Consider the following 26181-nt stretch of genomic DNA (forward strand, 5'->3'; position numbering starts at 1 on the left):
CGCGCTAGCCGGCGTCTGCGTCGAGATCCTCCTCGAAGTAACTGTCGTGCCGGACACGGAAGTTCTTCAGCTCCTCGCCTCCGCGCCGGGACACCTCCGCGACCTGCTCGAAGTACTCCTCGCGCGGTGCGCCGGGCGAGAAGAGCATCAGCATCGAGAGCGGCTCGTCGGTGGCGTTCTTGAACGCGTGCAGGCCGCCGACCGGCACGTAGAGGAAGTCGCCCTCGCGGCCCGTGACCCACTTGCGTCCGTCGAAGAGCTCGAGTTCACCGGACAGGACGTAGAAGGACTCCGACATGGCCCGGTGGAAGTGTGTCTTCGCGCCGGGGGACCTCGCGCCCAACTCGACCTTGTACAGGCCGAATTCGCCGCCGGTCGACTCATGGGTGGCGAGGTAGTGGGTCGTCCCGCCGGGCGAGGAGAGGTCGGGCGGGGTCTCGGCGGGGCGGAAGACGGCGTTCACCTCACCGCGGTCACCGTGGTAGCGGGGCTCCGGGTAGTCGAGGGGCTCCAGAAAGGACATGCTGCGCTCCTTCGGTCTTGTCGTCTCACCGCATCCTGCCTCTCCTCGGCGGCAGGGAAGACAATCTTGACCCGTACGCTTGTCTCAACAGCACACCCACATCAGCCAGTTCACAGGGGGTTCCATGGCCAAGGGCTACTGGGTCAGTGTCTACCGCACCATTTCCGACCCCGAGAAGCTGGCCGCCTACAACAAGCTGGCCCGTGAGGCCGTCCAGGCCGGGGGCGGGCGGGTGCTCGCCCGCGACGGCCGGGTCGTCGCCTACGACGCCGGGATCGCCGAGCGCACCATCCTGATCGAGTTCGACTCCTTCGAGCAGGCGGTGGCGACCCGCGAGAGCCCGGCGTACAAGAAGGCCCTTGACGTCCTTTCCGACGCCGTCGAGCGCGACTTCCGCGTCATCGAGGGCCTCGACTGACGGACGTCGCGCAGTCGCAGGGCGTCCCGAACGCGCCGATGCCTTCAACTCTCCGGCGATTACGGCTACATAACCGGAGTACTCATGCCGGGGAGTTGGAGGGCGGCGCATGGCCGAGCAGGACGAGGACTTCGCCGGGCGCAAGGGCGTCGCACTGGTCGCGGGCGGAACGGGCGGCATCGGGGCGGCAGTGGTGCGCACGCTGGCCCGGCGCGGCAGCAGGGTGCTCTTCACGTACCGGTCCAACGCGACCGCGGCGGACGCGCTGGTGGCGGAAGGCCCGGACGTGCACTCCGTACGCGCCGACCTCACCGACGAGACGCGGGCCGAGGCCGCCGTGCGCGCGGCGGTCGACCGGTTCGGCGCACTGCACACGCTCGTGTACGCGGCCGGGCCGCACGTCCCGATGGTGCACCTCAGCCGCGTCCCCCCGTCCCGCCTGCGCGACCAGCTCCACTCCGACGCGCTCGCCTTCTACCACCTGGTGCACCCGGCGCTCGGCGCGCTGCGCGACAGCGGCGGAAGCGTCGTGGCCGTGACGACGGCCGCCACCCACCGCTACCCCGTACGCGACGGCCTCTCATCGGCACCGAAAGCCGCCGTCGAAGCACTGGTACGGGCCCTCGCGGCCGAGGAGGGCCGGTACGGGGTGCGGTTCAACTGCGTGGGTCCCGGCATGCTCACCGACGGCATCGCCGCCCGCCTCATCGCGGACGGCGAACTCGACGACGACGCCCTTCAGGTGACCCGCGGCAACATTCCGCTGCGGCGGTTCGGCGGCGCCCAGGACATCGCGGAGGCGGTCGCGTTCCTCGCGTCGGACCGGGCCGGGTTCATCACCGGGCAGCACCTGGCGGTGGACGGCGGGTACACGGTCTGACGCGTCACTCGGCACCGGACCCCGGTGGATCTTGGTCCGGTACGAGCGCGTCAGGCGCCCTCGGGCGTCTCCGACACCACCGTGCGGACGGGCGTGCCCGCTTCGACGGTGCGGCTGACCGTGCAGAGCCGGTCGTGGGAGGTCTTCACGGCGCGCGGGAGGATCGCGCGGGCCCGGTCCCCGGACGGTCCTTCGGGGAAGGCCACCGTGAAGACGACCTCCAGGTCCGTCAGACGGTTGCCGGTCTCGTCCTCGATCTTGTTGCCGTTGACGGTGATCGAGAACGTGGTGGGGTCCGTGTGGCGGGTGGTGGCGACCTCCACGTCGGCGGCGGAGCAGCCGCCGATCGCGGCGAGGAGGAGTTCCACGGGGGTGAAGTCGGAGTCCGCGCCGGTGCCGAAGTCGACGGTTCCGCCGCGGGCGTTGGTGGCGGTGAAGCGGCCCGCTCCGGCCCGCTCGACGGTGACGGTGCGCAGCGAGGCGCTCGGAGTCGTGGTGTCGGTCATGACGCCGAGACTAATGTCGCGGATCACCGAACCACGGCAGGCCACTTCACCGGCCCGTCCCGGCGGCGGGCGGGTTCAGCGCCGGGCGGCGAGTACCGCCGCGAGGCCGTCCCGTAGATCGTCGACGAAGTACTCGGGGACCTCGAGCGACGGGAAGTGGCCACCGGACTCGGCCACCCTCCACCGGACGATGTGCCGGTAGCGCGCCTGCGCCCAGGACCTCGGGGACTTCTCGATGTCGTACGGATAGACGGAGACGGCCGCCGGGACGTCGCCCCGGAGGTCGGGGTCGAGGGCGAGGTGGCTCTCGTAGTAGATGCGGGCCGACGACGCGCCGGTCCTGGCCAGCCAGTGCAGCGTGACGTTGTCGAGAAAACGGTCCAGGGAGATCGTCTCGAACGGGCTGTCCTCGGTGTCGGTCCACGCGGCGAACTTGTCGAGGATCCAGGCGAGCAGCCCGACCGGGGAGTCGACGAGCGCGTAGCCGATGGTCTGCGGCCGGGTCGCCTGCTGTTTCGCGTAGGCCGCAGCAGGGCCGTTCCAGAAGTCCCGCGTCTCCTCGACCCAGGCGAGCTCGGCCGCCGTCAGCCCGTCCGTCGAAAGGCCGGGCGGCGCCTGGGCGGTCGTGGTGTGCAGGCCGATGACGTGCTCCGGGAAGCGGCCGGCGAGGACCGTGGTGATCGGGCCTCCCCAGTCGCCGCCGTGGGCCAGGAAGGTGCCGTAGCCGAGCCGTCCCATGAGTTCCACCCAGGCGGCCGCGATCTTCTCGATGCCCCAGCCCGGAGTGGTCGGCTTGTCGCTGTGGCCGAAGCCCGGCAGCGAGGGGGCCACGACGTGGAAGGCGGGAGCGTCCGCGTCCTGCGGATCCGCGAGTTCGTCGATGACGTCGACGAACTCCGCGACGCTCCCCGGCCAGCCGTGCGTCATGACCAGCGGTGTGGCGTCTCCGCGCGGGGAGCGGCGGTGCAGGAAGTGGATACCGAGTCCGTCGACGGTCGTACGGAACTGCCCGATCCGGTCGAGGCGTGCCTCGAACGCACGCCAGTCGTACGCGGTACGCCAGTAGTCCACGACGTCGACGAGGTCCGCCAGGGGGACGCCCTGGTCCCATCGGTGCGCGCCGGATGCCGTGGGGCGGACGGTCTCCGCTTCCGGCAGCCGGGCCGCGGCCAGTCGTGCGCGCAGATCGTCGAGGTCGGCGTCCGTGGCGCGGGCTTCGAACGCCTGCACGTCGTGCACTCCGTGCACCGCTTGCACGTCGCTGGGCATGGGGCCTCCTGCTCGTCGGGCACCGGCCGGACATCAACGCGAACCGGCTAAGACGGTTCTAACAAGCCTCGGTGCCGGTCCGCAACCGGCTAAGGTGGTTCCATGCCCGATCGCTTTCCCGAATTCCGTCTCGGCACCGTGCCGGCGACCAGCTTCACGGCGACGCTGACGGAGCGCCGCGGCGATGCCGTCGAGCGCATTCCCGTACCGCAGCGGCTCGTCGACTGGCTGGCGGAGTACGGACTCGTCGTGGCGTCATGCACCCCTGCGCAGCTCGAACGCGCCAGGAAACTCAGGGAAGCGATCCACACCGCGCTGACCGCGGCCGCGGTGGGGGACGTGCTTCCGTCATCCGCCGTGCGGGTCATCAACGACTTCAGCACGCACGGCCGGGCCTCGGCCTTTCTGACCGCCGGGAACGAACGGGAGTGGCGGCTCGGCCCGGATTCCCGCGTGGAGGACGCGCTGAGCGTCATCGCCGCCGACGCGATCGCCATCCTCGCCGGTGAACGGAGCGGACGGCTGGCCCTGTGCGCGTCACCGACCTGCCGGGCCGCCTTCTTCGACAGCAGCCAGAGCCGTACGCGCAAGTGGTGCGAGATGAACACGTGCGGGAACCGTCAGAAGAAGGCGCGCTTCCTTGCGGGAAAGGCTGCCGTACGCGGCCCGGAGCACACCGGCGCGTGAACCGACGGCCGGCTCAACTCGCCGCTGCGCGGGCCGCGATGCGTCGCTCAAGACCCGCCTTCACGTCGCCCCATTCGCCGTCGGTGACCGAGAACATGGCCGAGTCCCGCAGCCGTCCGTCCTCGCCGGGCGCCCAGGAGAGGGACCAGTTGCGCAGGACGCCCTCGAAGGTGGCGCCGAGAGCCGCGATCGCGGCGCGGGAGCGCTGGTTGCGGGCGTCGGTCTTGAGGTCGACGCGGTGGACGCCCCACTCCTCGAAGGCGTACGTCATCAGCAGCAGCTTGGCCTCGGCGTTGATCGTGGTCCCCTGGGCCGATGCGCCGAGCCAGGTGAACCCGACCTCGACCGCGCGGAGTCGGTCACGGCCCGGCCAGGTCCGCAGGTCCCAGAAGGCCGTGCATCCGACCGCCCTGCCGTCGGCCACCCGGATCTGCGCGAACGGGATCAGTCCCTTGCGGGACAGCTGGGCCTGGACGTAGTCCTTCACCTCGTCGCAGCGCGGCACCATGGTGAACCCGTACGAGGAACGGTCCTCTTCCACGGCCAGGGCCAGCTCAGGAGCGTGGTCCAGGGTGAGCGGCTCCAGGCGGACGGAGGCGCCGGACAGGACGGGAACATCGGGGCTCATGCCGCGGAGCCTAGGTCAACTGCCCTGCCGGCGCCTGCCGTTATTGCCGGGCGGGTGAGCGGCGCGGACGGGTCAGGGGTCGCGTCCGGCTCAGCCGTCGAGTTCGGGCCGCGGGAGTCCCATCGCGTTCGGGAACGGGATCGCGTCGGCGTCGACGATCCGTCGGACGAGGGGGCGCAGGCACGCGTCGAGCCGGCCGGTGTCCGCCGGGCCGAGCGCGGCGAGGGCGGGTGCGGCCAGCCGTTCGGTCGCCGCTTCGATCGCCCGGCGTCGGCGGCGTCCCTCGGCGGTGAGAGTTCCGTCGGCCGTGAGCCACCCGCGCTCGCGGAGCCGGTCCGTGGCCGCCGCCCATTCCGTCCGGGTCCAGCCGCGGTGGTCGCGCTGCGCCTGCGGCGACGCGCCGAGGGCCACCGCGACGACATTGGCCTCGCAGCCGTCCAGGCCGGCGTCGAGCAGCGCGGCGATGTGGCCGTCGCCGCGGAATTCGCGCAGCGCGGTCGCCGCCCACCACAGCGCCAGATGCGGTTCGTCGGGTACGGGCACGGCGGCGTGCGCGGCGAAGAGGGGGCGGCCCGCGCGGGGAGCGGCGTCGACCGCGCGGCGGGCCAGCGCGGCGGCCTCCGCCGTGGACGGCTCGGCGACGAGGCCCCCGAGGATCCGCCGCAGCGAGCGGTCCACGACGTCGAGCCGGGCGGCGAGCGCGGCCTCGGGCGAGCAGTACGCCCAGGCGTCGGGGAGCGCTCGGGCCACCCTTGCGGGGGCGAAGTTGTAGAACGTGGCCGTCACCACGTCGGCGGGCACGGCGCCGAGCGCGGCCGAGCGGGAGGCGAAGTAGCCCATCCAGAAGCCCTTGAGGCCCTCGGTGGCGTAGCCGGGTCCTGCTTCGGGGGCGAAGTACACGGTGGCATGACAGGTCTCGAGGCGGCGCCAGATCTCTTCCATGGTCAGGAGCCTCCGCGCCGGGCCAGCAGGTAGGCGCGCCGCGTGTCGACCTCGCCGGCGTAATGGGCGCGCTCCATGCTCATCTCCACGGTGAACCCAGCTTCCTCCAACAGGCCTGCGATGCGCGCGGGTTGGAGGAAGCGGAAGTCGAGGTCGACCTCGTGGCCCCACCACTCGTCGAGGTGCCGGGTCTCCTCGCCGACGTGGAAGGCGAAGAGGGCGAGGCCGGTCGGGCGCAGGACGCGCGCGGCCTCCGCAAAGGCGTGGGGCAGTTCGCCCGGAGCGAGGTGGATGATCGAGTACAGGGCGACGAGGGAACCGAACTCACGGTCCGCACCCGGCAGTTCGAGGAGGTCGCCCTGACGGAACTCGACCTTCGGGAAGCGGCTGCGGCCCGTCTCCACCATGGCCGGGGACAGATCGATGCCGACCGTGCTCGCTCCCCGCTCGGCGAGCCAGGCCGCGACGTGGCCCGGTCCGCAGCCCAGGTCGGCGATCGGGGCGCCCGGCTCGGTCTGTTCGAGGAGGGAGGCGAGCAGCGCGCGGTCGAGCGGCTTTCCCGCGAGCTCGTCGTGCAGGCGGGCGGTGTAGTCGTCGGCCACGGTGTCGTAGCTGCGTCGTACCACGTCATGATCGGGCATGCCGGGCACGATGCCACAGGCGCGCGCTCGCGCCAACGGCGCGCGTGGGTACGGTCCTTGGCGGCAGCACGGTCACCGTGCCGCCGTCCTGTGGGACTGCTCCTGCACCACCCTGATCCACTTCCACCCGTACTCGACCCGGACCGTCAGGCCGGGCCGGTCGGGGTCCGAGCCCCTGAAGACCTGGGAGGGCTCGGCGCCCGCGGCCCCGTTCGCGTACAGTCCGCAATCGGTCAGGGAGTTGAACAGATCGGAGAGGTCGGTCGAGCGGTCGTAGGGGTTCGTGTACTCCAGATAGGTCTGGCGGGCCACCGCCCCGCCGGTCCCCGTGTAGTGCCAACTGCCGCCCCGGTGCTCGCCGGGCGACGCCTTGCTCTTCGGCAGGATGTCCGGTCCGCAGGCATTCAGGTCGAAGCCGACCCATGCCAGCGGCCAGCCTTCCTCCGGCGCGCCCTCCTTCGTGCGCGCCCAGTGCCGGCTGCCGTCCCGCGGCAGGTCCGTGGCCGGGCCGAGCAGGATCGTGCCGTTCTTGCGGTACGGCGTCGACTCCGGGAACGCCGACGCGCTCTGCGACACCTTCATTCCCGGCCCGCTCGCCGGTCGGGCTTCCTGGCCGCTTCCCGGCACCGCCCACAACACCCCGGCCAGGACCGCCGCCACGGCTCCCCCGGCGGCCAGCATGCGCCTGCGGCCGGTGCGGCGCGCGCCGCGGGCGCGGAGGGTGGCGGCGTCGGGCAGGGACAGCGTCACGTCGTCAAGCAGTTCGTCGACCTCAGGCATGGTGCGCGGCCTCCTTGGCGGCGGTCTGGGCAGCGGCGTTCACGGACGGCGTCGCGCGGTCGCCCAGACGCTCGCCGAGGATCTTCCGGGTCCGGCTGAGACGGGTGCGTACGGCACCGCCGGAGGCCCCCGTCTCGCGGGCCACCTGTTCCACGGGCAGGTCGAGAAGGTGGTGCAGCACGATCACCTGCCGCTGCTGCGGCGTCAGTTCGCGCAGCGCCTCGATCAACGCGACCCGGTCCGCGGAGAGTTCGGGCAGGTCCGCGTGCGGGCCGTGTCTGCGGTGCGCGAGCAGCCGGCCGCGCGTTCTGCGCCACGTGCTGATCGCGAGCCGCGAGGCGACGGTCCGCACCCACGGCAGCGGGTCCCCTTCGCGCACCAGCCGGTCCCAGCGCTGCCAGGCCCTGACGTACGCCTCCTGCACGGCGTCCTCCGCCTCGGCCAGGTCGCCGGTCATGGCGTAGACCGTGGACACCAGGCGTTTGGCGGTGGCGGTGTAGAAGGCGTCGAAGCCCTCGGCACCGCGGTGCCCGGCCGGACCGCCGCCGGGGTCGTGCGCGCCGTCCGTCATCATGCGTCTCCCCAGGGGCGTGTCGTCTGCGGCTGGCTCTGACTCTCGTCCTCAACACGCGTGACGGGGCGGGGATGTTACACACGGATGCGCGGCGGCGGTCCGGCCGGGTGCTTGTACGGCTGCCGGGCTACAGGTCGAGTTGGTACTGGTGCGTCGTGTGCGTGAGCGCGTAGCCGAGGCTGTCGTTGATCTGCCTCATGGGTGCGTTGCTCTCGGCGGTGTCCGTCAGGAGGCCGCCGAGACCGGGATGGCGCTCTTGGGCGTACCGGATCGATGCGGCCTTCATCCACCGGCCGAGACCGTGTCCACGGTGCTCGGGCAGCACGCCGGTGCCGTAGTGCTGGCCGTCGCCTCTGCCGTCGCCGGGGACGACCAGTTCGGTGAACCCGGCGATCGAACCGTCGGACGCGTCGACGGCGACGACGGTGTGCAGGAGGTCGCCGCGCTGTTCGACGGCCCGCGCCGCGGCCCGGAGCCGGTCCACGTCCCAGGTGACCCTGCCGTAGTCGGTGTCGTCCATGGGCATGTCGTCCATGGCACGGCGCGAGGCGGCGAAGGTCTCGGCGAGGTCGTCGGGCACGGTTCCGTGCCAGGACCTCAACCGGTAGCCGGGATGCGGGCGTTCGACGACGCGGGTGAGGGCGGCCGGGTCCGTGTCGGCGAGCGGCAGGCGGGTGTACCTGAGGGTGAGGACCTTCCTGAACCCGTGGGCGGGCAGGAAGTGGTCGCCGGGCGATCCGGCCTCGGCCTGCGCGATGACGCAGCGTCGAACCTCGGCCCGGGCGGCGGTCACGGCGGCGTCGGCGAGCGCGGAACCGACGCGCTTGCGTCGTTCCGCGGGATGGACGGCGAGGGTCAGTTCGGCCAGGTGCTTCTGGTCGGGGCTGTCGAACAGGCGGAGGAAGGCGGATCCGACGGGATGCGATTCGGCGTCGGACGCCAGCCAGGCGAGACGTCGGCTGTTCGCGCCGTGAACGGGGTCGGTCAGTGGGGTGATGCGAGGCGACAAGGTGTCTCCGTCGTGAGGAGGTGGCAAGGGGCAGTACGCGGACTCACCTGCTGGGCACTCCTGCGCATGTGCTCCACACCTCCTCGTCGACGGCGCCGGCCCCGACGGCATCGGACGGCATCGGTCGGCTGGGAGAACTTAGCTGGCCGCCGCCCTCGCGGCAAAGGAATAAAGGAACTGATCGGCGAACTGCGTGCAGTCCGGGGTCGGCCGGGCAGCCCCTAGGACCCGCCGCCCGCACCCACCGCGCGGCCCGCGAGCCACGCGGCGATGCGCTCCCGAAGCACGCGGTCGGCGCCACCCTGCCACGATGCGAAGCGTTCCAGGTGCCGCAGGACGTTCTCGGAGCGGTCGGGGTGGCCCACCGCGAGGACGTCGACGCCCCGCTCCCCCGTCGAGCAACTGATGTACACGCCGCTGTCGAGCGCCAGCATCCCGAAGCCCGGATGGCCCGCGTGAATGCCGAGGAACGCCGATGCCGCACCCCGGCCCATGACGTCCCAGCGGTCCAGGAGCCGGACCCTGGTCCACACCGGGGGTGCGGCGCGGCCGGCGCCGTTCATGTCCCGCACATAGGCGCTGTGGCTGCGGGTGCCGACCGGGAGCATGAGGAGGAACTCGCGTCGCCGCCCGGGGTCGAAGAGGCCGGTGGAGGTCGCCAGTTCGTACCAGTCCTCGTTGAGGCGCTCCACGAGTCGTGGGGCCTCGTAGGGGTGGGAGAAGCCGCCGACGATGTCCTCGCGACGGTAACCGTGGACGAACGGCATCGTGCCGTCGGGCACGGCGTTCGGGATCACCTCGATGCCGGCTCTCCGCAGCGGCCGGTACATTTTGCGTTCGCGCTCCTGGATCCCCACAGACAGCTGTTCTATCAGGCTCGCGCGGGGACCCTGCCGGGCGCCTGGGGAGCCTCGTGGGCCCCGCATCGCACGGCGACTCGCCTGACGGGCTGCTGCCGCCACCGGATCCGTACCGGCCCACGCCGCCCGCGGCGGGCGGCGCAGATGCGGACGCCGCGTTCAACGCCAGTATGTACGGGAGCACCGCCGCGCGGGTCTGGGCGTGCGGCAGGTCGTACGTACTGCCGAGGAGAGGGCGAGCGCCGGCAAGTAGGCGCCGTACAGGGCCTGTTCGTGTCCTCCGAGGCCGTGCGGGGTGCCCGCATCGAACCCATGCAGTGCGCAAGGGCGTTGAGGTCCGAGGCCACGCTCGGCGCGACAGGAAGGGAGATGGTCGGCGTCGGGGAAGTCGTCATGACCGTTCCCTGCCCGCCTCGCCCCCCTGGTCATGACATCGACTGCGTGTTAAGACGCCCTCGTCGTCGCCGTCATCGCCGTCACCGTCACCGTCATCGAAAGGTCCCGGCGTGGAGAGCATCACCAAGAACCGGCAGTCGCCCGACGTCCTGCGCGCCGTGATCGCCCGCGCCTACGGGCCCGGGCAGGTGCCGACCGGGGACGCGTGGGCGACCGAACTGGGGCACGGCTTGTTCAACGTGGCCTACCGCATCCGGCTGCGCGACGGCGCCGAGGTCGTCCTGAAGATCGCGCCGCCGCCGCACGTGGAGGTGATGACGTACGAGCGCGGCGCCATGGCGATCGAGCTGGCGACCTTGGAGCTGCTGGCCACCCGCACCTCCGTGCCGGTCCCCGAGGTCCACTTCGCCGACCGGAGTCACGAACTGATCGACGCCGACTACTTCTTCATGCCGTACGTCGACGCCGACAACCTCGCCCTCGTCAAGGACGGGCTGACCCCCGCCGAGCGCGACGCCTACAACGAGCAGCTCGGCGCGGCCAACCGGGAGATCAACTCCCTTGCCGGGCCCGGCTTCGGGCCACTGGCCGGGCCGTACGACCCGAGCTGGCGGCGTGTGTTCACCGGCCTCGTCGAGGACGTCCTTGCCGACGGGGAGCGCCGCGCCGTCGACATCGGCCGGGAGTACGACACCGTACGCACGGTGCTGGCCGAGCACGCCACCGCCCTCGACGAGGTCACCGAGCCGCGCCTGATCGAGTGGGACCTGTGGGACGGCAACGTCATGGTCCGCGACGGCAAGATCGCCTGCGTCATCGACCACGAACGCGCCTTCTACGGCGACCCGTTGATGGAGGTCTGCTTCGCCGGCACCCAGCTGCCCGCCTTCGGCGACCCGACCGCTTTCATGCGGGGCTACGGACGTGCGGAGCTCACGGAGAACGAGCGGGTGCGCCGCCGTCTGTACTGCCTCCACCTGATGCTGATCATGGTGATCGAGACCGTGTACCGCGGCCACACCGACTCCCACGCCTACGACTTCGCGCGCGGCGAGCTCGATACGGTCATGGCGCTGCTGGGGCGCGCGGCGGAGCGTTAGAGCGCGCCGCAGGCACTGCTCCCGCGAGTGCCCTCATCGTCCCGTTCCGCGGCCCGGGCGCCACATGGTCGTGACGACGTGGCCGGTGGCGGTGGTGATCTCGCCGCGCGGGGTGAAGCCGACGCTCTGGTACCGAGCGAGGTTGGCGGGGTTGGTCGACTCCAGGTACGCAGGGGCTCCCTGGGCGTCGACGCGCTCGAGACTCTCCGCGAGCAGCCGCATGCCGAGTCCCTTGCCTCGGTGGTCGTCGTGCACTCCGAGAAGGGTGAGGTAGAAGAACGGCTCCTGCGGGAGTGCCGCTGTCAGCTGCTCGCCGATCGCCAGGACCGCCTTGGCCACGTCCGGTCCTGCCGCCCGCTCCAGCACAGGCCCCATGCCCCTTTCCTCTTCCGGGGTGAGTTCGGCGCCGCCCGGCGGGATCCACACGGCCACGGCTTCCGCGCCGGGCGTGACCAGCGTCCAGGGGTAGCGCAGGGCGGAGGTCACGTACAGACGCCACATCGCCGCCGCCTGCACAGCGCGCAGCGCGGGGTCGGGGAAGGCCGGGCCCCACACCGGATCGCGGAAGAAGGCGGTGGTCAGCGTGGAGACCATGGCGTCGATGTCTGCGGCGGAAGCGACCCGGGCCGCGGGGCGATACGTACTGGTCATCGCCGTACCGTAACCGCAGGTGGCGGCCCTGCGGACAACGGATTTCGTCGAATTCAGGCGCCCCCGCCTCCGCTGCCTCCGCCCCGGGCACCTCTCCCTCGCGCGTGATTCGAGCACACCAACGCTTGATTCGAGCGCGAAGACCCGGCATGGTTCTCGCATCAGCACCCCAACCCCCTGTTCCGGCGGCGAAGAGGTACCTCATGGACGAGATCGACCGGGCCATCCTGCGCGAGCTGCAGGTGGACGGGCGGATCCCCTATGCCGAGCTGGGACCGAAGGTGGGGCTCTCGCCGTCGGCCGCACGACTGCGGTTGCAGCGCCTGATCGACGCCAAGGCGGTGCAGGTGGTCGGGGTGACCGACCCGATGACCATGGGCCATCAGACGATGGCGCTGCTCGGACTGCGCGTCGACGGCGACCCGCGCGCCGTGGCCGACGAACTCTCCCGGCACGACGAGGTCGTGTACGCGGTGCTCACCGCCGGAACGTTCGACCTGTTCGTCGAGGTCGTCTGCCCGCGCCCCCACGACCTCCTGGACTTCGTCAACGACGTCGTACGGGCCGTCGAGGGCGTCACGGCCGTGGAGAAGTTCCCCTACTTCGGGATCCACACCCACCGCTTCCTGTGGCACGTCGACTGAGACCTCCGCCTCCCTCCCGCGCCCCCCGTCACCCCGCACCCCGTACTCCGTCGAGGACCCAGGCATGCCGCGCTCCGAGCACCGCACGACGATCGACTTCTTCGCCGAGGACGCGCTCCCGGCTCCCCGCACCACGCTCGAAGAGGCCGAGCTCATGGCGTGCCGGCGCCTCGGCATCGACGACGGCGTGCGAGCGGAGCCGCTCGGCAGCCAGCAGGACGCCAACTTCCTGCTGCGGGACGCGACTTCGGCGATCCAGGCGGTCCTGAAGATCGCCAACCCGGCCTTCGGTCCCACGGAGATCGAGGCGCAGGACGCCGCCGCCGACCTGATCGCCGCCGCCCACCCCGACCTGCGGGTCGCCACCGTCCTGCGCCACCCGGACGGCACCCCGCTCCGGACCACGGTCGACACCGACGGCGGTCCTGCCGTCGCCCGGCTGCTGCGGCACCTGCCCGGCGGCGCCCTCTCCGGGCCACGCCACCTGTCCCCCGGCACGGTGGCGGCGATGGGCACGATCGTCGCCCGAGTGAGCACCGCGCTGCGCGAGTTCAGCCACCCGGGCCTCGACCGCGTCCTCCAGTGGGACCTGCGGTACGCCGACCGTGTCGTCGCCCTGCTCGCCGGGCACATCACCGAGCCCGAGCGCCGGTCCGCCGTCCAGGAGGCCGCCGCCGAAGCCTGGAGTCGCGTCCAGGCGGTCGCGGACACGCTGCCTCGGCAGGCCGTGCACCTGGACCTCACCGACGACAACCTGATCCGCGACCCCGCCGGTCGCGTCCCGATGCCGGACGGCGTCATCGACTTCGGTGACCTGACGACGAGTTGGGCGATCAGCGAACTGGCCGTCTCGCTCTCCTCCGTCCTCCACCACGACGGCATCGAACCGCATCACGTACTGCCCGCCGTCCGCGCCTTCCACGCGGTACGCCCCCTCGCCGCCGCGGAGGCCGAGGCGCTCTGGCCGCTCGTGGTGCTGCGCGCCGCGGGCCTCGTCGTGAGCGGACGGCAGCAGGCCGCCGTCGACGCGGACAACGCGTACGCCACGTCCGCGCTGGACCGCGAGTGGCGGATCTTCGAGCAGGCCGTCTCCCTGCCACTGCCGGCGATGAGCCGACTCGTCAAGGAGGCGACCGGCCACGCCGACGCCCCTGTCACGGTCACCGCTCCCCGACTCCCCTTGCTGCGCGGCATATCCGCCGACCGCGTCGCCGTACTCGACCTGTCCGCCGAATCCGACGCCATGGACGGCGGAGCCTGGCTCTACGCCGACACCGACACCGACGCCGACGCCGAGGAGACGCTGTCAGCCGCCGCGCTCGCGAGCGGCAGCGCCGCGACCGTCACGCGGTACGCGCAGCCACGACTGAACCTGGCCCGGCCCCTCTCGATGCACTCCCCCGCGACGGTCCCGACCGGCGTCGACCTGCGACTCGGCGAGACGGCTGTCCTTCAGGCCCCCGAGCCGGGGCAGGTCCGCTCCGCGGGCCCGGGCGTCGTGGAGATCACCCAGGGCGCTCTCCTGCTCACGGCGACGTTCCCGGCCACGACCACACCTTCCGTGGCCACCGGGGCGACGGTCCGGCCGGGCGACGACCTCGTCCGCCTCCCCGCCGGAAGCCGTGCCCACCTCACCCTGCGCACGTCCGACAGCCCCGCCGTCCCGCCTCTGGTCCGCCCCGAGTACGCCGCCGCCTGGCTGCCGTTCACGGCCGACCCGGCCCCGCTCCTGGGCCTGGCGCCCACCGACGACGCCCGGCCGGCCGACACGGATCTGCTGGAGCGTCGCGGCTCCGTCTTCGCGACCGTCCAGGGGCACTACTACGCCACCCCGCCCCGGATCGAACGGGGTTGGCGCCACCATCTGCTCTCCACCGACGGCCGCGCCTACCTCGACATCGTCAACAACGTCACCCCGCTCGGTCACGCCCACCCCCGCGTCGAACAGGCGGTGACCCGCCAGCTCCGGCGTCTGAACACCAACTCGCGGTTCCACTACGCGTCGGTGGTGGAGTTCACCGAGCGTCTCGCCGCCCTGCTGCCCGACCCGCTGGACACGGTGTTCCTGGTCAACTCCGGCTCCGAGGCGGTGGACTTGGGCCTGCGCCTCGCGATCGGCGCGTCCGGCCGCCCCGACGTCGTCGCGGTGCGGGAGGCGTACCACGGCTGGACCTATGCCTCGGACGCCGTCTCCACCTCCCTCCAGGACAACCCCAACGCCCTGGCCACACGCCCGAGTTGGGTGCACACCGTCGACTCGCCCAACACGTACCGGGGCCGCCACCGCGGCGCGGACGCGGCGCGCTACGCGCCGGAAGCCGTCGCCGTGATCGACGAACTCGCCGCCACCGGCCGGCCCGCGGGGGCGTTCATCAGCGAGGCGTTCTACGGCAACGCGGGCGGAGTCGCCCTGCCCGACGGCTACTTGGCCGAGGTGTACGCGGCGGTGCGGCGCCACGGCGGGTTCGCGGTCGCCGACGAGGTCCAGGCCGGGTACGGCCGGCTCGGCCACTGGTTCTGGGGGTTCGAGCAGCAGCAGGTCGTGCCCGACATCGTCTGCGTCGCCAAGGCCATGGGCAACGGGCATCCCCTCGGCGCCGTCATCACGTCACGGGCGATCGCCGACCGGTACCGCGAGCAGGGTTACTTCTTCTCGTCCACCGGCGGCAGCCCGGTCTCCAGCGTCGTCGGCCTCACCGTCCTGGACGCGCTGCGCGACGAGGACCTCCAGGGCAACGCGGTCCGCGTCGGCAGCCACCTCAAGCGCCGCCTACAGGAATTGACGGGCCGTCACCCGCTCGTCGGCGCGGTCCACGGATCAGGCCTCTACCTCGGTCTCCAACTCGTCCGCGACCGGGCCACTTTGGAACCCGCCACCGAGGAGACCGCCGAACTGTGCGATCGGATGCTCGACCTGGGCGTCGTCGTCCAGCCCACCGGCGACCACCTCAACATCCTGAAGATCAAGCCGCCGTTGTGCATCGACACGGCAGCGGCGGACTTCTTCGCCGACGCGCTCGACCTGGCCCTGACCCAACTCGGTCACGCCGCCTGATCCTCGTACCACCGCCGTCACCTCCCCCGAAAGAGAGCGAAGCTGATGGACACGATCGTCGTGGGCGCCGGTGTCGCCGGCCTCACCGCAGCGCGGCTCCTGCACGCCGCGGGGCAGCGCGTGCTCGTACTCGAAGCACGCGACCGCGTCGGCGGCCGGATGTGGACGGACCGCACGGCGGGCTTCTCGGTGGACCGGGGCGCCTCGTGGATCCACGGCCTCACCGGCAACCCGCTCACGGACCTCGTCCCGGCGTTCGGCATGGAGACCCACGAGTTCACGGTCGGCAGCTTCCAGGCGGGCGGCCGCCCGATCGCCGACCACGACGAGTCAGGGCGCCTGCTGGACGCCGACGCGACCCGGCGGTGGACCGATGACGTCGACACGGCGGACGCGCTCTTCCAGCGGACCATCGCGGATTCCGGCCACGACGAGAGCTACGCCACCGCCGCCGAACGCACCCTCGCCGCGACCGGCTTGACCACCGAACGCGCCGACCGGGTCCGCGCGTTCTACCGGCACCGCACGGAGGAGCAGTGCGGCGCCGAGGCCGAGCAGGTCGCCGCGCACGCCCTCGACGAGGACGCCATCGAGGGCGACGAGGTGATCTTCCCCGGCGGCTTCGACGTACTGCCCCGCAAGCTCGCCGAAGGCCTCGACGTACGCCTGGGAACGACCGTCACCGCGATCACCAGGTCGTCGTCCGACGGCGTACGCGTCGACACGCGCACCGAGTCCTTCGAAGCCGCCCAGGTGATCGTCACGGTGCCGCTCGGGGTCCTCAAAGCGGGGACGATCGAGTTCACCCCCGCTCTCCCCGACACCGTCGCGGGCCCGATCGACCGGCTCGGCATGGGCGTCTTCAACAAGGTGTTCCTCCAGTTCCCGCAGCGGTTCTGGCAGGACGACGTCTACGCGATCCGCCGGCACGGCAAGCCCGGCTTCCCCTGGCACTCCTGGTACGACGTCTCGGCCGTCAGCGGCGAACCGATGCTGCTGACCTTCGCGGGCGGCGCCTGGGGCCGGGAGATCGAGCGGAAGACCGACGAGGAGATCGTCGCCTCGGTCCTCGACGCGCTCCGCGCGCTCTACGGCGCCTCCGTCCCCGACCCCGTCGCCCACTGGATCACCCGCTGGGGCAGCGACCCGCTCGCCCGAGGCTCGTACTCGTACGTCGCCGTCGGCTCCTCCCACGACGACCACGACGCCCTGGCGGGCCCCGTCGACGGCGTGCTGCACTTCGCCGGCGAGGCGACGTACGCCCACGAACCCGCCACGGTCCACGGGGCACTCCTGTCGGGGCACCGCGCGGCCGAACGGATTCTCGGAGCACCGATCCCTCTCGGCGAGCTCACGCGGGACGTCCGCCAGGAGTGACGGTCACGGGATGGCGCACCACCCCGTCGAACAGGTAGCCCTGCGTGTTGGCGACGGCGGTGTCCGGCTGTGTGCGGGCCGCCGTGTCCGTGGCACGGGCCAGCAGGTGCGCGGGTCCGGGCGTGCCGGGCGTCCAGGGCACGGACCAGCGGGTCCAGGTGCCGGAGTGCGGGCGGTCGTGCAGCCGGGCGGGGCGCCAGCTCGCGCCGCCGTCGGTGCTGATGTCGACCCGCGCGATCGCGCCGGCGCCCGACCAGGACCGACCGTGCAGCACCTGCCGCTGCCCTGCCTCGAAGGTCGCGCCGCTCGCCAGCTCGAAGGCGCTCTTGACGGTCTGCCGGGTCAACGGGGCGCTGCCCTCCGGCGGGTGGGCGGGGCCGAACAGCCGGTAGAAGGTGGTGTTCCACGGCGAGAACAACGGCTGCGCGGACACCTCGATGTCCCCGACCCATTTGATCGAGGCGATCCCCACCCACGAGGGCACGAGCACCCGCACCGGGTGACCGTGGTCGTACGGCAGCGGCTCCCCGTTCATCTCGTACGCGAGCAGTACGTCGTCGAGCGCCTTGGCCAGCGGCAGCGGTCGCCGCACGCGGCCCAGGTTCTCGCCGCCGCTCACGAACTCGGCGTCCAGGCCGCGCGGTTGCACGTCCACGGCGTACGCGGAAAGGCCCGCCCTGCGCAGTACGTCGCCCAGGCGCACCCCGCGCCAGCGCGCCACCCCGACGGCGCCCAGCGTCCAGGCCGTGCCGGTGATCGGCTCGCCCTGCTGCGTGGCGTAGTAACTGCGGCCGTTTCCGGCGCACTCGACGAACGCGGTGCGGGTCACGGCGGGCAGGGCCCGCAGGTCGTCGTAGCCGAACTCCACCGCCCGGTCCTCGCCGGGCGCTCCGCGCAGGCCGTCGCCCCACAGCCGCAGCCGCCAGTCGGCGGCGTCCAGGACGGGGGTCGCGGTGTGGTTGCGGACGAAGAAGCGTTCGTTGGGGGTGTGATGGCCGGTTCCGCGCAGCGCCTCCCAGCGGGTCTCGGCGTTGGTGCCGCGCGGGATGAACCACTCGGGCGGCAACGGCTTGACGATCGTCGGGCCGTCGGCGCGCGCCTGGTTCGCGGCGGGAAGCGCCGTGGCGGCGGCGGTCGCGGCGAGCAGGGTGAGCAGCCGACGCCGCGTCACCCCGTCGGCCCGGGCCTCTCCGGCGAGCCACTGGCGCAGTCTGTGGCGGTCGTAGGCGGTCTCGTGGTGGGCGGCGGAACCGGCAGGGGACATGGTGATCCTCGTCAGGGGTGGCGGCAGGTGTCGTACGCGGCAGGGCACGGAGGCAGGTGAGCCCGACAGGCCTGTGGAGGTCGACGGCGGGTGTGCGACGTGGCCGTCGGAGCGAAGAACCGAAGTGGAGAACCGGGGAAGTACCGGGTGAGGGGCCGTCAGCCGAGGGGCCGACACAGCGCCGCGGCCACGCGGACGAGGTCCACGGCGCGGCGGCGGGTCAATGGCTCCGGTGCGGGCATGACGGGATGCAAACACGTGGCACGACGGGTGTCAACGGGGCGCCTGCGCAGGGGTGTTGGCGTAGTCGCGCCATCCCACCCCAGGGCCGGAACCGGCATCGGAGGAACTGACAGGACGAAAAGGTCACCACCGGCTCGACGAGGGCGCGAAGGTGTCGGTGCGCGGCGCCGCGGCCGCCGACACGACCTTCCCCTGGCTCACACCGCCCTGGGCACGGCCCGGTAGTTGAGCGTTCACATCTTCTGCCTGCGCAGAGCAACCTTTTGAGGCGTCGGTGGCCACTAGGAGCCGGCCCCGTCCACAGCAGTGGCCGGGTCCGACGGCTTCCCATGCACAACAGCCAAGGAGAACACCCCCCATGAACAACCCCCGCAACAGCCCGGCACATGGCAGGCAGCGCGGACGCCACCGCCGCCGCTGGACCGCGACCGGCCTGCTGCTCGGCGCTCCCGCCGCCGTCGTGCCGTACCTGCTGTTCACGCAGGACGACTCACAGGCCGCCACGGTCGACGCCACCGCCTCCTACCGGCTGGTCTCGGTGCACAGCGGCAAGGCCCTCGACGTCGACGGCTCCACCGCCGACGGCACCCGGGTCCGGCAGCGGACCGACCGGAACACCGCGGGCCAGCAGTGGAGACTGCGGCCCGTCGGGGACGGCTACTACGAGCTGGTCAACCGGGGCAGCCTCAAAGTCCTCGGTACAGCGCGGAGTTCGGCCGCGAAGGGTGCCGCCGCCGAGCAGCGGACCGACAGCTCCTCCACCGCACAGGAGTGGAGGATCAAGAAGGTGGGCGACTCCGGCGCCGTCACCTTCACCTCCCGCAAGAGCGGGCAGGTCCTGGCCGTCGCCGACAGCTCCACGGCGGACGGCGCGGCGGCCGTCCAGTATCCGGCCGCGAGCAGCGGCGCCGGCGGGCAGTGGAGGCTGGTGAAGGTGGCCCGCACGCAGGCCACGGCCGCGGCGGCCGGACCGTACGCGTGGCGGAACGCCCAGGTGGTGGGCGGCGGTTACGTCACCGGACTGGTGTTCAACCCGCGTGAGCAGGGCCTCCTGTACGCCCGAACCGACATGGGCGGCGCGTACCGCTGGGACACCGGCGCCGAGCAGTGGATCCCGCTGACCGACTGGATCGGCGAGAAGGACTGGAACCTGCTGGGCATCGACGCGCTGGCCACCGACCCCGTCGACCCCTCCCGCCTTTACCTCTCCGCGGGCACGTACACGAACGACTGGGCGGGCAAGGGCGCGATCCTGCGCTCCACCGACCGGGGCCGCACCTTCAAGCGCACCGAACTGCCCTTCAAGGTGGGCGGCAACGAGGACGGTCGCGGAGCCGGCGAACGCCTGGTCGTCGACCCGTCGGACCACTCGCGCCTGCTGCTCGGCTCGCGCAAGAACGGGCTGTGGCGGTCCGCCGATTACGGGGTGACCTGGAGCCGGGTGGCGTCCTTCCCGGCCAGGGACGACGCGGGCGTCACCTTCGTGACGTACGGGCCGAAGGGCAGCGGCACGGTGTACGCCGGTGTCGCCGACAAGTCCGCGCCCCTGTACCGGTCGACGGACGGCGGTGCCACCTGGCGCGCCGTCGCCGGACAGCCGACCGGGCGGATCCCGCAGCACGGTGCCGTCACGAGCGACGGCACGCTGTACCTCACGTACACCGACAACCTCGGGCCCAACGGCGTGACGGGAGGCTCGGTGTGGAAGTACACGCCGGGCGGCGGGAGTTGGAAGGACATCTCCCCCTCGAAGGGCTCGTACGGGTTCGCGGGCCTGGCCGTCGATCCGCGCAGGCCCTCCACGGTGATGGTCACGACGCTGGACCGCTGGTACCCCGAGGACGAGATCTACCGCTCCACCGACAGCGGCTCGACGTGGAAGGCGCTCGGCGGGACGGCGAAGCGCGACGCCTCCGGCGCCCCGTACGTCGGCACGCACACCGGGCACTGGATGACCGCTCTGGCCATCGACCCGTTCGACTCCGGACATGTCCTGTACGGCACCGGCAACGGAATCTGGCGCAGCAAGGACGCCGACGCCGCCACCAGCCACTGGACGGTGGGCGCCAAGGGACTTGAGGAGACCGCGATCCTCGACGCCGTCGCCCCGCCCGGCGGCGCGAGCGTCCTCACCTCCATGGGCGACCAGGGCGGATTCCGTCACACCGACCTGACGGCCGTGCCGTCCGGGCGGATGAAGAACCCGCTGATGAGCAACAGCACCGACATCGACTACGCCGAGTCCAAGCCGTCGGTGATGGTGCGCGTGGGGACGGGCGGCGATCAGGACGGCGCCTACTCCACCGACGGCGGCGCCACCTGGCGCGGCTTCGCGGCGGAGCCGGTGGCCTCCGCCCACAGCGGCCGCGTCGCCCTCGCCGCGGACGGCTCCACCCTGGTGTGGACCGAGGCCGGGCAGGCCCCCTACCGCTCGACGGACAAGGGGACGAGCTGGACGAAGGTGCGGGGGCTCGGCGCGGGGGCGGAGGTCGTGGCGGACCGTTCGTCGGCCCGTACGTTCTACTCCCTGTCCGGCGGGACGCTGTACGCCAGCACCGACGGCGGCGCGAGCTTCACCGCCCGGGCCACCGGCCTGCCCTCCGACGGCCGCCTCAAGGCCGTCCCGGGCCGGACCGGGGACCTGTGGATCGCGGGCGCCGGAAAGGGCCTGCTGCACTCCACGGACGGCGGCGGCACGTTCACGACGCTCACCTCGGTGACGTCCGCCTCCGCCATCGGCTTCGGCAAGGCGGCGCCCGGCACCTCCTACCAGGCCCTGTACCTGATCGGCACCGTCAAGGACGTCACCGGCGTCTTCCGCTCCACCGACAAGGGCGCCACCTGGGTCCGCGTCAACGACGACGCCCACCAGTGGGGCGCCATCGGCGGCACCGGCGTCGTCACCGGCGACCCCGACACCTTCGGCCGCGTCTACATCGGCACCAACGGGCGGGGCCTCCAGTACGGCGACCCTTCCTGATCCGGACGCCGCAGTAGGGCAGTTGGGCGCTCGCCGCTCCGCCGAGCCGGCTTCCGGTGGGGGCGCTGCTGTTCGCCGCCCTGCCGCCGGGTGCCGGTCATCGGGCGACAGCGGCCCACTCCGCGCCGGCGTCACCGGCGAGGAGTGGGCCGCGCCCTCGAGTTGCGGGCCCGCCACGGCCTGGGCCGGCGCCCGACGGTCATGCCATCGACGGATACGGTCGCCGCCGCCTCACCCGGCCGCTCCCTCAGAACGAAACAGCCTGGTCAACGCCGTGTAGGAGTGGTCCCAGGTCCACTCCGTCCGGATCCGGTGGCGCCCCTTCGCGCCCATGTCATGGGCGAGTTCGGGGTTACGGAGGAGCCTGGTCAGCCGGTCCGCGGTCGCCGCCACCGAGCGGCCGTCGATGACGTAGCCCGTCTCACCGTCGCGAACCGTGTCGGGGGCCCCGCCCGAGTCGCCCGTCACGACGGGGAGTCCGGACGCCGCGGCCTCCAGGGAGACGATGCCCAGGCCCTCGACCTCCAGGCCGCGCCTGCGGGTTCGGCAGGGCATGGCGAAGGCGTCGCCCGCGGCGTAGAAGGACGGGAGCGTGTGCTGGGGGTGGCCGCCTGCGATGACGACGGAGTCCGACACGCCCTCGGCCACGGCGATTCGACGCAGTTCGGAGGCGTACGGTCCGTCGCCCACCAGGAGGAGCATGGCGTCGGGGGCTGCCCTGTGGATCCAGGGCAATGCTCTGATCAGCGTGTCCTGCCCCTTGCGCGGAACCAGCCGGGCGACGCACAGAATCACCGGGCGCCGGCCCAGGCCGTAGCGGGCCCGTACCGGACCGCCGTCCAGGCCGGGGCGGAAGACCGTGGTGTCCACCCCCGGGACCAGACGTGCGGTGCGGGTGCCGGGAGCCAAGGCCGCCTCGATCGGTCGACGGGTGCTCTCGCCCAGCCAGGTCACGACGTCGACCTGTGTGCCGATGCGGCGCAGCAGACCGCGGGCCCCCGGGGTGCGGGCCCACCACACCTCGTGGCCATGGGTGGTGGCGACCGCGTTACGGATGTCCGTCGTCGCCCGCAGACGACTCGCCATCAGCCCGAGCGGTGCCGCCGCCCCGAACCACACCTGTTCACAGCCGTACTGTCGGGCCACGGCCGCGGCGTGTGCGGTGGCCCGAGGCGTGGGAAGCAGCGTGCGCGCCGGGTGGCGGATCACCGGGTACGGAAAGGGGTCCGCGGGGGTGGGGATCCCCGCGTCCGCGGTCGAGGTGAAGACGACCACCTTGTCGGGCGGGAAACGGTCGGCCAGTTCCCTGACGAAGGTCTCGATGCCGCCCTGGCGAGGCGGGAAGTCGTTCGTGACGATCAGGGTACGGGTCATGCGAGGACCTTCTCTCCGGTATCCGTGGCGAGGGCGAGGGGGGACCGATGCCGCGGCGGGTCGGTCAGACCGAGCGGAAAGGCGACGGCGTTTCGGTGGAAGCCGACGGGGCCGACCCAGGCGAAGGGCGGCACCGCTGTGGACGTGACGGCGAGGGCCGCGGCTGCGAACCGCGGTGCGGGTCGCCTGCCGTGGCGCGCCGCCACAAGCGCGAGGGCCACGGGAGGCGCGGGCCAGGCCGTCCATTGGGCTGCGGTAGCGGCGCCGAGCCCCGGGCAGGCCCGGCCGGGACGCCCCGGGCAGGCCCGGCCGGGACGCCCCGGCCCGGCGAGGACGAGCCCGAGGCACATCAGGCGGGCGGCCGGGCCCGATGCAGGCCGGCCGCGGCGAGGTGCGTCGCGAAGGGGGCGGCCGGCCAGCATCGGAGCTCTGCGGGCAGCCTGCCGAACAGCGCCCTCCCGGGGAGACAGTTCCGGGACAAGGGCGAGGCCCAGCGCGGCGATGGCGCAGGCGGCCACCACGCACGGCTCGTACCACCAGGGCGGCCGACGCCGGACCTGCCGCACGCACCGTTCAAGAGGCTTCGTCATGTCTGTCGACGCTACGAATACGCAGGCCGGAGGGCGTCAACCGAGGCTCCGCACCTGGAAGTCAACCCGTGGCATGACAGCCGTGCGCAGCCTCAACCCCTGCGGTGACGCGCTCCCCCGCGCGGGCACGGACCATGGAGCCATGCGTATGTCCCTTCAACAGCGGTTGCGCGCCTGTATCGCCGCCCCCGCCTACCCCTGGGTCACCGGCGGCGCCCTGACCGTCGCATCCGTGGCCGAGTTGATCGCCTTTCCCGGTTCCGTGACGACCACGGTCGGGGTGCTCGTCTCCTCCGCCTCCCTGATGTGGCGGCGCGCCTTCCCACCCGTCGCGGTGCTGACGGTCGCCGCGGGACTCATCGGGTTCGCCGGCGACGTGAACCTCTACGTCTCGATCATGGCGAGCGGTCTGACGGGCTGCTACACACTGGGCCGCAACCGGGTCCTGCACCCCGCGATCACGGTCGCGGGCGGTGCCCTCGGGGCCCTGTGCGTGAACCTGGTGCACATCAACACCTGGGCGGGGATGGACCTGCCGGTGCCCGCGCTGTGGGAGCACGATTCACCGAGTCTGTTCGCCGAGTCGTTCCTGCTGACCGTGGTCGTCTTCGGCGCCGTGATGATGGGCGACGCGGTACGTTCCCGCGAGGAGACCCGCGACGAACGCGTGGTGGCCCAGGCCCAGTTGATCGCCATGGAGCGCCAGCAGGCGGCCGAGGCCGAGCGCGCCGCCATCGCCCGCGAACTGCACGACATCGTCTCCCACTCGGTGTCGATGATCGCCGTGCAGGCCGAGAGCGCCACCTACACCAGCCCGGGCCTCACCCCCGAGGCCCGGGACGGCTTCCAGCAGATCGCCGAGACCGCCCGCTCCTCCATGGCCGAACTGCGCCGCCTCCTCGGCGTGCTGCGCACGCCCCAGGCGCGGGGCGACGAGACCTTCGCCGCCCCGCAGCCGACGCTGGACCGCCTCGCCGACCTCGTCGAGCAGCACCGGACCGTGAGCGGCCGGGCTGAACTGCGGGTCACCGGTGCGCGGGTCGCGCTGCCCGCGGTCTGGGAGCTGGCCGCCTACCGGATCGCCCAGGAGGCGCTGACCAACGCACGCAAGCACGCACCCGGCGCCCGCACGGTGGTGGAGCTCGACTACGGCGCCGATCGGCTGCTCACCCTGCGGATTCAGGACGACGGCCCGGGGCCCGGCCCCGGCTCGGCCTCCGGCGCGGGCCACGGGCTGACCGGGATGCGGGAGCGGGCAGCCCTGGTCGGCGGCCGCCTCACCACGAGCACGGGCCCCGACGGCGGATTCCTCGTCGAGGCGGAGCTCCCCTGGGGAACCACATGACCGGCACGAGGGCGGAGCCGAGGGTGATCAGGGCGCTCGTCGCCGACGACCAGGCGGTCGTCCGCACCGGTTTTGTGAACCTCCTGGGCACCCAGGCGGACATCGAGGTCGTGGGCGAGGCCGCGGACGGCGTGCAGGCGGTACGGATCGCCGCCGAGACCCGACCCGACCTCGCGCTCCTCGACATCCGCATGCCGCACAAGAACGGCATTGATGCGGCCCGCGAGATCCTGGCCGCGTCGGACGGCGCGACAAAGGTGCTGATGCTGACGACCTTCGGTCTCGACGAGTACGTGTACGACGCGCTGGCCGCCGGAGCGGGCGGCTTCCTCCTCAAGGACGCCACCTTTCCCGAACTGCTGCATGCGGTACGCGTGGTGGCGGCCGGCGACGCCCTGCTCTCACCGGAGATCACGAAGCGGGTGATCAGCGCGTTCGTGCACACGCGTGGGTCGCGGATACCGGCGCACTCCTTGGGAGCACTCACGACGCGCGAGGCGGAAGTGCTCACGCTGATCGCGCGCGGGCTGTCCAACGCGGAGATCGCACGGCGGCTCGGCATCACGGATCACACCGTGAAGACCCATATCAACCGGCTCTTCGCGAAACTGGAACTGCGGGATCGTGCGCAGGCCGTGATCGTCGCCTACGAGTGGGGGCTGGTTCGGGTGGGAGGCAGTCCCGGTTGAGGGCTCGCGTCCCGGTCCACCGGGCCGGGCGCCACGAGTTCGACGAGGTGCCGGGCTGTCCCGGCCGGATCGATGATCTGGTGAAGGTGCTCGCCGGGCAGATGCGCCACACGCCAGCCGCGAGCGCGCGCCTCGTCGGCCAGGTCGTCGTACGGAGGGCCGAACAGCAGGTACGAGCAGGGGTGGTCGTCCCATCCTTCGGGTACGGGGACGCGCTGTTCGTAGTACGACAACGGCAGCGTCGGCTGCTCCTCGACGACGGTCTGCCGCATCTCCGGATCGGTGAACATGGGCGCGACGTCGGCCTCGTCCCACCAGTCCGTCCACCGCGGCAGCCTCCCGTTCACGGCCATCGGGCGCAGGAACTCCAGCAACTCCGGTGAGGCGACTGGGGTGGAGCCGGCTCGGGCCGGAAGGGCGGCGTCGACGAAGACGGAGCCGGCCACCGGACGGTCGAGGGCCGAACGGATCGCCGGGAGAAACAGGCCGGCGTTGCTGTGCGCCACCCATGCGACGGGGCGGTCGGCCGGGACCTGCCGGAGGTCCTCGCGGACGGCGTCGACGACGCGCGGCCAGAAGGGCGCGGCACCGGCGCCCACGTTCAGCAGGGACGGCACGCGGACCTGGTGCCCCGCCGCCGTCAGGTGGTCGGCCACGGGGCGCCAGGTCGAGGGGCCCACGGACGGACTGTGCACGAGTACGAAGATCGGCTGCATGTGACGATCCTGCCGCCCATGCCGGCGACTCCGCGAAGGT

Annotated in this window: 24 protein-coding genes; 10 read left to right on the plus strand and 14 right to left on the minus strand. The window is 72.3% G+C overall.

All coding sequences use genetic code 11. The features are described from left to right. Positions 1–4: 4 nt before the first annotated feature. Complete coding sequence (locus AB0L37_RS22865) at positions 5–523, minus strand: cupin domain-containing protein (protein ID WP_365508349.1); 519 nt, start codon at positions 521–523, stop codon at positions 5–7. Positions 524–647: 124 nt separating this feature from the next. Here AB0L37_RS22865 and AB0L37_RS22870 point away from each other — a divergent pair, with 124 nt between their 5' ends. Then, positions 648–941 carry a DUF1330 domain-containing protein gene (locus AB0L37_RS22870; RefSeq protein ID WP_365508352.1) on the plus strand — a complete coding sequence of 98 codons (294 nt, stop codon included), beginning with the start codon at positions 648–650 and terminating at the stop codon, positions 939–941. 109 nt (positions 942–1050) lie between these two features. Further along, on the plus strand, positions 1051–1821 hold the full coding sequence (locus AB0L37_RS22875) for an SDR family oxidoreductase (protein ID WP_365508355.1): 771 nt from the start codon (positions 1051–1053) through the stop codon (positions 1819–1821). A 50-nt stretch (positions 1822–1871) separates the two neighbouring features. Here AB0L37_RS22875 and AB0L37_RS22880 read toward each other — a convergent pair whose 3' ends face one another. Both AB0L37_RS22880 and AB0L37_RS22885 read right to left on the minus strand, forming a co-directional pair. After that, on the minus strand, positions 1872–2327 hold the full coding sequence (locus tag AB0L37_RS22880) for an OsmC family protein (RefSeq protein ID WP_365508358.1): 456 nt from the start codon (positions 2325–2327) through the stop codon (positions 1872–1874). 75 nt (positions 2328–2402) lie between these two features. Next, complete coding sequence (locus AB0L37_RS22885; protein ID WP_365508361.1) at positions 2403–3596, minus strand: epoxide hydrolase family protein; 1194 nt, start codon at positions 3594–3596, stop codon at positions 2403–2405. A 102-nt stretch (positions 3597–3698) separates the two neighbouring features. Between AB0L37_RS22885 and AB0L37_RS22890 the strand changes: the two genes are divergently transcribed. Next, positions 3699–4283, plus strand: a complete 585-nt coding sequence (locus AB0L37_RS22890) for a CGNR zinc finger domain-containing protein (RefSeq protein WP_365508364.1) — start codon at positions 3699–3701, stop codon at positions 4281–4283. Between the two features lie 13 nt (positions 4284–4296). Here the strand turns inward: AB0L37_RS22890 and AB0L37_RS22895 are convergent, their stop codons facing one another. The 7 genes from AB0L37_RS22895 to AB0L37_RS22925 form a co-directional block, all read right to left on the minus strand. Continuing rightward, a complete protein-coding gene (locus AB0L37_RS22895) occupies positions 4297–4911 on the minus strand; it encodes a GNAT family protein (RefSeq protein ID WP_365508367.1) in 615 nt (204 codons plus the stop codon). Between the two features lie 90 nt (positions 4912–5001). Further along, entirely contained in the window at positions 5002–5853 is an 852-nt protein-coding gene (locus AB0L37_RS22900) for a hypothetical protein (RefSeq protein ID WP_365508369.1), read from the minus strand. 2 nt (positions 5854–5855) lie between these two features. After that, positions 5856–6494: a methyltransferase domain-containing protein gene (locus AB0L37_RS22905; RefSeq protein WP_365508372.1), complete on the minus strand. Its 639-nt coding sequence runs from the start codon at positions 6492–6494 to the stop codon at positions 5856–5858. Positions 6495–6566: 72 nt separating this feature from the next. Further along, the gene (locus tag AB0L37_RS22910) at positions 6567–7274 is read right to left on the minus strand and encodes a hypothetical protein (RefSeq protein WP_365508375.1); all 708 of its coding nucleotides are present in this window, start codon (positions 7272–7274) and stop codon (positions 6567–6569) included. After that, positions 7267–7845 carry a SigE family RNA polymerase sigma factor gene (locus AB0L37_RS22915; protein WP_365508748.1) on the minus strand — a complete coding sequence of 193 codons (579 nt, stop codon included), beginning with the start codon at positions 7843–7845 and terminating at the stop codon, positions 7267–7269. Before AB0L37_RS22915 ends, AB0L37_RS22910 begins: the two co-directional genes overlap by 8 nt. A 130-nt stretch (positions 7846–7975) precedes the next feature. Next, positions 7976–8857, minus strand: coding sequence for a GNAT family N-acetyltransferase (locus tag AB0L37_RS22920; protein ID WP_365508377.1), 882 nt, complete (start codon positions 8855–8857; stop codon positions 7976–7978). Between the two features lie 221 nt (positions 8858–9078). After that, positions 9079–9687 carry a hypothetical protein gene (locus AB0L37_RS22925; protein WP_365508380.1) on the minus strand — a complete coding sequence of 203 codons (609 nt, stop codon included), beginning with the start codon at positions 9685–9687 and terminating at the stop codon, positions 9079–9081. 536 nt (positions 9688–10223) lie between these two features. Here AB0L37_RS22925 and AB0L37_RS22930 point away from each other — a divergent pair. After that, positions 10224–11213: an aminoglycoside phosphotransferase family protein gene (locus AB0L37_RS22930; protein WP_365508383.1), complete on the plus strand. Its 990-nt coding sequence runs from the start codon at positions 10224–10226 to the stop codon at positions 11211–11213. Positions 11214–11246: 33 nt separating this feature from the next. Here AB0L37_RS22930 and AB0L37_RS22935 read toward each other — a convergent pair whose 3' ends face one another. After that, complete coding sequence (locus AB0L37_RS22935) at positions 11247–11864, minus strand: GNAT family N-acetyltransferase (protein WP_365508386.1); 618 nt, start codon at positions 11862–11864, stop codon at positions 11247–11249. A gap of 203 nt (positions 11865–12067) precedes the next feature. Between AB0L37_RS22935 and AB0L37_RS22940 the strand changes: the two genes are divergently transcribed. From AB0L37_RS22940 to AB0L37_RS22950, 3 genes are all read left to right on the plus strand, one after another. Then, on the plus strand, positions 12068–12508 hold the full coding sequence (locus AB0L37_RS22940; RefSeq protein WP_365508389.1) for an Lrp/AsnC family transcriptional regulator: 441 nt from the start codon (positions 12068–12070) through the stop codon (positions 12506–12508). 64 nt (positions 12509–12572) lie between these two features. Then, on the plus strand, positions 12573–15563 hold the full coding sequence (locus AB0L37_RS22945) for an aminotransferase (protein ID WP_365508391.1): 2991 nt from the start codon (positions 12573–12575) through the stop codon (positions 15561–15563). Positions 15564–15608: 45 nt separating this feature from the next. Next, positions 15609–16940 (plus strand): NAD(P)/FAD-dependent oxidoreductase, encoded by a 1332-nt coding sequence (locus tag AB0L37_RS22950; RefSeq protein WP_365508394.1) that lies wholly within the window; start codon positions 15609–15611, stop codon positions 16938–16940. Here the strand turns inward: AB0L37_RS22950 and AB0L37_RS22955 are convergent. Then, positions 16915–18204 carry a sulfite oxidase gene (locus AB0L37_RS22955; protein ID WP_365508397.1) on the minus strand — a complete coding sequence of 430 codons (1290 nt, stop codon included), beginning with the start codon at positions 18202–18204 and terminating at the stop codon, positions 16915–16917. The genes AB0L37_RS22950 and AB0L37_RS22955 overlap by 26 nt on opposite strands. Positions 18205–18805: 601 nt before the next feature. Between AB0L37_RS22955 and AB0L37_RS22960 the strand changes: the two genes are divergently transcribed. Next, the gene (locus AB0L37_RS22960) at positions 18806–21427 is read left to right on the plus strand and encodes an RICIN domain-containing protein (protein ID WP_365508399.1); all 2622 of its coding nucleotides are present in this window, start codon (positions 18806–18808) and stop codon (positions 21425–21427) included. 231 nt (positions 21428–21658) lie between these two features. Here AB0L37_RS22960 and AB0L37_RS22965 read toward each other — a convergent pair whose 3' ends face one another. Next, positions 21659–22801, minus strand: coding sequence for a glycosyltransferase family 4 protein (locus AB0L37_RS22965; RefSeq protein WP_365508402.1), 1143 nt, complete (start codon positions 22799–22801; stop codon positions 21659–21661). A gap of 732 nt (positions 22802–23533) precedes the next feature. Here AB0L37_RS22965 and AB0L37_RS22970 point away from each other — a divergent pair. Then, complete coding sequence (locus tag AB0L37_RS22970) at positions 23534–24736, plus strand: histidine kinase (protein WP_365508405.1); 1203 nt, start codon at positions 23534–23536, stop codon at positions 24734–24736. After that, entirely contained in the window at positions 24733–25425 is a 693-nt protein-coding gene (locus tag AB0L37_RS22975) for a response regulator transcription factor (RefSeq protein WP_365508408.1), read from the plus strand. The genes AB0L37_RS22970 and AB0L37_RS22975 overlap by 4 nt, the downstream gene beginning before the upstream one ends. Here AB0L37_RS22975 and AB0L37_RS22980 read toward each other — a convergent pair. Beyond that, on the minus strand, positions 25383–26141 hold the full coding sequence (locus AB0L37_RS22980; RefSeq protein ID WP_365508410.1) for an alpha/beta hydrolase: 759 nt from the start codon (positions 26139–26141) through the stop codon (positions 25383–25385). The two genes, AB0L37_RS22975 and AB0L37_RS22980, sit on opposite strands and share 43 nt — an antisense overlap. Positions 26142–26181: the final 40 nt, after the last annotated feature.

Origin of the sequence: Streptomyces sp. NPDC052225 (assembly GCF_040679615.1) — a bacterium.
In the GTDB taxonomy this organism is placed as follows: domain Bacteria; phylum Actinomycetota; class Actinomycetes; order Streptomycetales; family Streptomycetaceae; genus Streptomyces.